This is a genomic window from Prevotella conceptionensis 9403948 (assembly GCF_000312305.1).
GTDB lineage: Bacteria > Bacteroidota > Bacteroidia > Bacteroidales > Bacteroidaceae > Prevotella > Prevotella conceptionensis.
Window position 1 is genome coordinate 262,971 of the sequence record NZ_HE999443.1, and the last position, 7,528, is coordinate 270,498.

The window sequence follows — 7,528 nt, forward strand, 5'->3', positions numbered from 1 at the left end:
GGTTTCGGCTTGGAAACGCCCGTACCCTACGACTCGCAAGAGGCCGTTTACATGCGTTTCTTCGCCGAACTGAACCATGCCATCGGCGTTTTGACGAACTTCGACAGGTTCAACCCGGCCGCAAAGCCCTTGGATAAGTTCGACCTTATCTACGGAAGCGACTTGAAGAAGTGGATTCGGTTTGCCAATTCGCTTAAACTACGCTTGGCTATGCGATGCCGCGCCGTGTATGATGGAGCGCAGAAACTGGCAGAAGAGGCCGTGAACAACCCCTATGGCGTGTTGGAAGACAATGCCGACAATGCTGTGATGCAGACGGTTGGCGCGCTCTCGTTCACCTATAACAATCCCTTCTACAACATATATAGTCCCGAAGGCTATAACGAAGACCGCATGGGTGCCACGATGGACGCTTATCTGAACGGCTTTGCCGACCCGCGTTTGCCCAAGTTCTTTGCCAAAGCCAAAGGGGATGTGTATCGCGGACTGCGCAACGGACTGCGTAACGGTAAGGATTTTCAGGGCGATGAAAGGCTGTCGATGCCCACTATAACCCGCTCTACCCCCTACGTGTGGATGACTGCGGCCGAGGTTTGGCTGCTTAGGGCCGAAGGCGCATTGTTTGGTTGGAACATGGGTGGTACGCCAGAAGAGCTTTACGCGCAAGGCATAACCACATCGTTTGAGCAATATGGACTGGCCGATGCAGCCGAAGCTTATCTCGCCAGCACCGCCAAGCCCAGCGCTTACCCAGGTTTGGGAACCAGTACTGCGGCAGAAGCACCATCAGACATCACGCCGGCATGGGACGAAAGCGCAACGAAAGAAAAGAAACTCGAACGCATCGTCACCCAAAAGTGGATTGCCATCTACCCCTTGGGCCAAGAAGCATGGAGCGAATACCGCAGAACGGGCTATCCCAAGCTCTTCCCCGTGGTAGACAACCTGAGCAATGGCAAGGTAAACACCAACGTGCAAGTGCGCCGTGTGCCCTTCCCCGCCAGCGAATACAGCGGAAATAAACAGGAAGTGGAAAAGGCTGTGCAGCTGCTTGGCGGCGAAGACACGGGCGGAACGCGCCTATGGTGGGACAAACAATAACCTCGAACGCCACATTAGCTACTATCATTTACGCATCGACAAGCGTTTGTGTTAAGGCAGGTTCTAAAAATTGCCTTTGCTGTATTTTTAGCTTTTAGCTGAGCAGGTTTTGCTTACTTCTTGAAGGAGCATAGTGAACTATGCGACTGAAAAGCAAAAGATGCCAGATAAAAGCAAAAAGACAGTGAAGAGCAAAACAAGGAACAACAATTGAACCTTTGCGGGGAATTTTTAGAACATGCCTTAAGCCAACGTTAATATAACGACAAGCACCGCGAGCCTTGCAACTCGTTAACTTGTCAACCGATAAACAGAATATAATAATGAACGTAACAAACATATTCCACGGGATTGCATCCCTTGCTCTGGCTGCTGCGGCACTCACCTCGTGCAACACCAGCATCGAGGCTTTGGACATCATCAAGCCCGAAGAGAAGAGCGAACAGTATTACGCCGACTTGCGCGCTTACAAGCAACGAACAGACCACGAAGTGTTCTTCGGTTGGTTCGGCGGGTGGAACACCAAGTCGCCCAACATGATTGGTTCGCTTAAAAGCGTGCCCGACAGCGTAGACATCATCTCCATTTGGAGCGGAACATACGATCGCGAAGACATTGAATACGTGCAACGAGTGAAGGGAACACGCGTTACCTTCACCATCTTCGCCCACAAAATACCCGCACAGTTCTTGGAAGGCGAAAACCACGACCAAGTTACGCGCGAAGCTATCGAGCGTTATGCCGTGTCGTTGGTAGATACCATGAAGGCTTACGGCTATCAAGGCATCGACCTAGACTACGAACCCGGCTATCAAGACCCCGCCGGAGGTCCTTTCACCGGGCCACTTGTAGGTCCGTTGAACGTGTATCCCAACTATCGCGACAACATGGAGATATTCGTAAAGAAGCTAGGCGAGTTCATCGGACCCAAGAGTGGTACGTCCAACCTGCTCATCATCGACGGTGTGCCCTTCGATGTGAAACCCGAATTGGCCGAATACTTTAACTATGGCGTGGTGCAAGCCTATAACAGCCGCAGCTATGCCAACCTGCAACGCCGTTTCAACAATGCCGCCGCACGCGGATGGAAACCCGAACAGTACATCTTTGCCGAAACTTTCGAGGGCGGTAAGGCCGCCACAGGAGGCGTTCCGCATATGTTGCAAGATGGTAAGCAAGTGCCTTCGCTCCTGGGTATGGCTCTTTTCTTGCCCGAATATCAAGGCAAGAAGGCTACGCGCAAGGGCGGATGCGGCACTTATCACATGGAGAACGACTACGATAACTGGCCCAACTACAAGTTTACGCGCCGGGCAATAGAGATAATGCAGACCCATCGCGACACCGTAGCAACCACAAAACCCTAACAAACAGCATTCAAAAAAACAATGAAAAAGATATTCAGAAAACTGCCCCTCGCACTGGCCATGCTCTTGGTTGCGGCCTGCAACGACGGCATTAAAAGCTACGATGGACTGTACATCGTGGGTACGCAAGGCAAGGAAGTAACAACTACGCTCACCGTAGACGATGTTCCTTCGGCCATTGCCGTGAACGTGGCGGCCAGCGAACTGGCTAAGGAAAACATCAACGTTGAGCTGAAAGCCGCACCCGAACTGGTGGAAAGCTTCAACAAGGAGCATCACAAGAACTACGTGTTGCTGCCACAAGACGCGTATAAGCTAGAAAACACCACGCAGACCATCATGGGCGGCAAGCACGTTTCGGATAAGGGCACACAGCTTACCATCGTTAATCTCGAAGCCATGCGGCCGGGCACCACTTACCTTTTGCCCCTAAGCATTGCCAATGTTCAGGGCTCCGACATGCCCGTTATCGAGGCTTCGCGCACCATTTACGTGGTGGTTAACCAAGTTATCGTTACCAAAGCTGCAGATTTGAGCAGGTCGTGGAGGTTCTATTATGCCGATTTCAGCAACAATAAGGGCCGATTTGACACCCATGCCATGAAGAGCGTTACTTTCGAGGCGCGTGTCAGGTTCAAGAAGATGGACGCCAACAGCAGAAAGTGGTGCTATTCGGTTATGGGATTGGAAGAAAATCTCTGCCTGCGAACCGCAGGAGGACCGGCAGATGGATGGAAATTGCAGCTTGGCGACCCCAACCACATCGACTCGCGCGACGTGTTGCCCAACGACAAGTGGGTGCACTTGGCCTGCGTTTACAACGGCGAAACGGGCAAAAAGTACATCTACATCAACGGCGAACTGCAAGCCGAAACCACGGATAGCCGCAAAACCATCAGTCTGGCCAACGCCTACGGCCAGAACGACCTCTTTTATATCGGTCAGTCGGCCAGCGACGACAGGTGCATGGAAGGCTGGGTGAGCGAGGCGCGCGTGTGGGCTACGGCCAGAACGGCGGCCGAATTGAAGAACAACGTGTGCTGGGTAGACCCCACTTCAAAAGATCTCGTGGCCTACTGGCGCTTTAACGAGGCACAAAAGAAGGATGACAAATGGATTGTTACCGACCTTACGGGCAATGGTTTCAATGCCTATTACTTCTCCTGGCCCTCTGGTCAAGAGCCCAGTTTCGTTGATGGCGTGCGCTGTCCCGAATAGTTGCAGCCCCAATAGGCCGCCATTGGCGCACACATCAGCTAGCAGGGCGAAAGCTCTGCAACAATAAAAAGCAACAACCTATACAGCAAGGGGGGAGCGTACATGCCGTACGTTCCCCCTTTCTTTATTCCGTTCCCCCACGCCGTTGCCCCGCAAGCCAAGCCTACAACAGCCCTCATCCCATAAGCAAGGGTGGGCAATGGACGGCCGAAAGCTTTTGGAAACCAATGGCATCCTTGTTGCTCCGTATGCTGATAAAATCGACAACCGAGGCGAGTTTGCGGAGAAACCCAAGGTGTAAATAGTCTTAAATATTGCTAATGCAGATAAAGTTGTAAAATAAATGGCTATCTTTGTGCAATGAACAAGCCCTAAATGCGGGCATTCTTTCAGCGACAACAAACACCACAACCATGCGAATAACTGTAATAGCCAAAAATGCAGGCAGAAGAAAAGAACTGGGAAAACGCCAAATAGAACTGGCCAAACACCCCCAAACGCTGCAACAACTGCTAGAAGAACTAACACTGATAGGCTTGGCCGATGCCCAAGCCGAACGTACTAACCAGCCTTTGTCGCAAAGCGACATCGATGCGCAGGCCGAAGAGGGGCGCGTACGCTTTGCCGAGAGCTACGCCACCAACAACGACACGCCCGAAAAATCGCTCGAACGCATGCGCCAAGCCTTCGTCGACGGTTTGTTTCGCGTGTTTGCCGACGGCGAAGAACTTACCCAATGGGACGCACCGCTGGCTTTGCACGAAGACAGCGAACTGGTGTTCATCCGGTTTACCATGCTTACAGGCCTTTGTTGGCGAATGATTTTCTAAACGCCTTTTGTGTAAACCGCATGCAAACATGCCTATAATAAATGCCTAAACCATACCTTATATATAATATGCAAACTTACAAAGAACTAGTGGCAAAGAGCCACGACTATCTGAAAGCCCTCGACAAAGACAAACTCAACCAGTACGAAAAGAAGTTTGTTAAAGAACTGCTTAGCAACAAAGACTCCCTTCGCGAGTATTCTTTCGATCGCGACGTCATCGCCAAGATGCCCTTGCTAAACGCCACCGCACTGATAAATGGCGGCGGAGCACTGCCCAATTTGCTGCCAACAGACCTGTCGCAGTTGCTGGCTAGCTATCTGCACGAACTGGGAGAGTACTCGCCCACACGCGGAATATACCGCATAAGCCTGCGCCGGCGCGACTTTAACCTGGAAAATCGGCAAGAGGACATAAAGGAAGCCTACTTCGCTTTCTATGTTTTCGCACTGCTGGGAGGCGACATCTCGCAGCTTGTGCGCGGACAGTACCAAGTGAAAGATTGGGACTACGGCAACCCATCTTTCGAACATGTGATAACCGCTTACTTGTTGGCAAACAACCAAACCGCCATACAAGCCGCGCGCGAAGTGCTTACCAGCGAAAACAACGTGGGCATACTTACGCACGCCCTGATACGAAGCATAGAACGAACAAACATTGAAGAACTGCACACACTGCTGTTGCAAACGCTGAAAGCGGCACAACTGCAAGAAGGATTAAGGCAAAGCATCGTTGAAACAGGCGACGAATGCAACCTCGCTTTCTTCGAACGATTGCTGCAAATCATCGACCAAGAAAACATGTTGCGCTTCGCATCGGTAAGGCGTTCGGTACAAGTGTGGGCCGGCTTAGGCTATGAAGAAATAGAAGATAAAGACATCAAAACCATATTTAACGCCATACGCACTTTCTTCCGCAACCCAGAAATGCGCGAAGAGGCCTATCGCGGCGACAACCCCTTGCTGGTGTACGTGGCACTTTATACGGCAGGTTTGGACGATTACGAACAGAGCGAGCGAGCCGCACTGAACCTCATCGACGGCCAATACCCGCAACAAGTGCGCGTGGCAGCCATATATTACCTGTATCGCAGCGACAACTTCGAGGGCGAAGAGCATCTCGAACTGCTGTGCCGACACCTCGACGACAAGTATGTGCTTGCCTTTACGGTGAACATGCTAAACAGTTCAGAACGATTTGCAGAGGTAGATCGTGGCGACTTTGACCGCCTATCAGACAGTGAACATGCGCTGTACCTACAACTTTTCGACACTGTTTACGAGTGGCATAAGGGCTTAAAGGCTAACGAAACCTTGCGTTATGGCGGCTTTGAATGGTTTGCCTTGAACACAGGGACATCTACCACTACCGACGTGCTGTGGTATCTGGCCGCCCGACTGGGCGAACAAAGCTGCATCGACCGTTTCCTTACGATGAAACAACCCGCGTATTATGTGCACTGCATGAACGATTACAGCTGGGGCAGCAACAACAAACGTGTGCCGTTAACGGCTTTCATCGAAGATTTCTTCCCCAAAGGCAGTGCCGAATGCCGTGCGCAGTTTGTGGTTAACAACCTTGTGGCGATGGAAAGCGACAAGTTTAAACGCTTTGTAGAGATTGGACCTAAGCAAACTTACAACGAGGCGCAGATAAAAACACTGGAGAATAAGTTGAAGTCGAAGGTGTCTACCACGCGCCAACGCGTTATAGCCATGCTCTTATGGCTGCCCGACGAACAGCTCATTGAGAGCTATACGCGCATACAAAAGCTGAAAGCACCCGACATTGAAGGCTCGTTGAGCGAGTTGCGCGAGGGGTCGCCCGCTTTGGCTAAGGCCTTCGGACCGCCCACAACGCAAACCACAGGCCAGGCCATGAAGGCTTATCCCGGTGAAGAAGGCGGCTACGGACTGTACACCCCCGTAGAAATTGCCGAACCCGAAATAGCCAACCCCTTTAACAGCGCACCCCAAGGTGGGCTGAAAGGCATGCTCTCGAAGATTACGGGAAAGGATAACACACCCGACGTAAGCGGCATTTTTGCCTATACCTACGAGCAAATGCACGACCTTTACCTAAAAATGGAGGCCATTATAGATGCCAATGCCGACAGGCAATATAAGGACAGGTGGAACGACGACCGTGTGTTGGGCGACAGCTACCTAGCATACACAAGCAAAGAGGGCGGTTATGATAGCCTGCCTTTCCCCGAATTGTGGGAACAATTCTTTGAAGAAAGCGGCATAAAAGACGAAGAACTGTATGGTTTATACCTAATGATTGAATGGATTGGTAGGGATGACAGATCCTTGAAACTCGACTTGCCCAACTATCCCCTTACGTCCAAGCAAAGAGGTGGGGAAATGAAGTACCGCTCGCATTTTAGAGAGGTGATAGAAGGCCGCTTTTATAAGGTGCGCGAGCAACGCCCCGAATTGTTCTTCGAGCCTTCTTACCTCATGTCGTCGCTTTTCTACTTCTTCTGCAACGAGAAAAAGATTGTGCGGAAAACAAAGTATAGCACCTATATTTACCCCATACCGTCTTGCACGCCGCTAAACGGAGCAATGCAAACAATGACGCAAACCTGGCGCACAGACGAAGAGTTTGCCCGTTGTTCAAACCTCTTGTTGGCCATTAGTCGCAAGTTCTATCTTGAAGACGACGAGAAGGACAGGAGCAACTACCGGCTCCCGCCACTCATGGCTGCGCGAATGAACCTCGAAGGTAGGCTCACCGACGACCAGCTCATGCAGATGTTGATGGCCGAAAAGGGCGGTATGTTGGAGAGTGCAACCTTTGCCGTGTACTACGACAGCGATTATCGGCGCAAGCCCCAATGGGATATGACACCCCAAAAAACACGTTACGACAAGGCCGTGTACGAGCATTTGCGCAACGTGGTTAACCGCATTGCCAACCATTTGTTCGACATCGAGCTGACAAGGCGCAACGCACCCACGCCCGCGTAACCGGAACCTCGTTGTACTGGCTAGCTAGTCGCTA

General features: G+C 51.4%; 5 protein-coding genes. All 5 read left to right on the forward strand.

Translation table 11 applies throughout. The features are described 5' to 3' along the window. Positions 1-1,101 (forward strand): SusD/RagB family nutrient-binding outer membrane lipoprotein (locus BN93_RS00895; RefSeq protein WP_019186468.1); only part of this gene is annotated, 1,101 nt, incomplete at its 5' end. A 323-nt stretch (positions 1,102-1,424) separates the two neighbouring features. Next, positions 1,425-2,468, forward strand: a complete 1,044-nt coding sequence (locus tag BN93_RS00900) for a glycoside hydrolase family 18 (protein WP_019186469.1) — start codon at positions 1,425-1,427, stop codon at positions 2,466-2,468. Between the two features lie 21 nt (positions 2,469-2,489). After that, a complete protein-coding gene (locus BN93_RS00905; protein WP_019186470.1) occupies positions 2,490-3,686 on the forward strand; it encodes a DUF1735 and LamG domain-containing protein in 1,197 nt (398 codons plus the stop codon). A gap of 413 nt (positions 3,687-4,099) precedes the next feature. Further along, positions 4,100-4,516, forward strand: coding sequence for a hypothetical protein (locus BN93_RS00910; protein WP_019186473.1), 417 nt, complete (start codon positions 4,100-4,102; stop codon positions 4,514-4,516). Positions 4,517-4,584: 68 nt separating this feature from the next. Next, positions 4,585-7,494, forward strand: a complete 2,910-nt coding sequence (locus BN93_RS16375; protein WP_232211059.1) for a DUF5724 domain-containing protein — start codon at positions 4,585-4,587, stop codon at positions 7,492-7,494. Positions 7,495-7,528: the final 34 nt, after the last annotated feature.

What these genes read in the sequence shown, in the direction of transcription:
- BN93_RS00910 (WP_019186473.1), top strand. Translation starts at nt 4,100, where the DNA reads ATGCGAATAACTGTAATAGCCAAAAATGCAGGCAGAAGAAAAGAACTG.
- BN93_RS16375 (WP_232211059.1), top strand. Translation starts at nt 4,585, where the DNA reads ATGCAAACTTACAAAGAACTAGTGGCAAAGAGCCACGACTATCTGAAA.
- BN93_RS00905 (WP_019186470.1), top strand. Translation starts at nt 2,490, where the DNA reads ATGAAAAAGATATTCAGAAAACTGCCCCTCGCACTGGCCATGCTCTTG.
- BN93_RS00900 (WP_019186469.1), top strand. Translation starts at nt 1,425, where the DNA reads ATGAACGTAACAAACATATTCCACGGGATTGCATCCCTTGCTCTGGCT.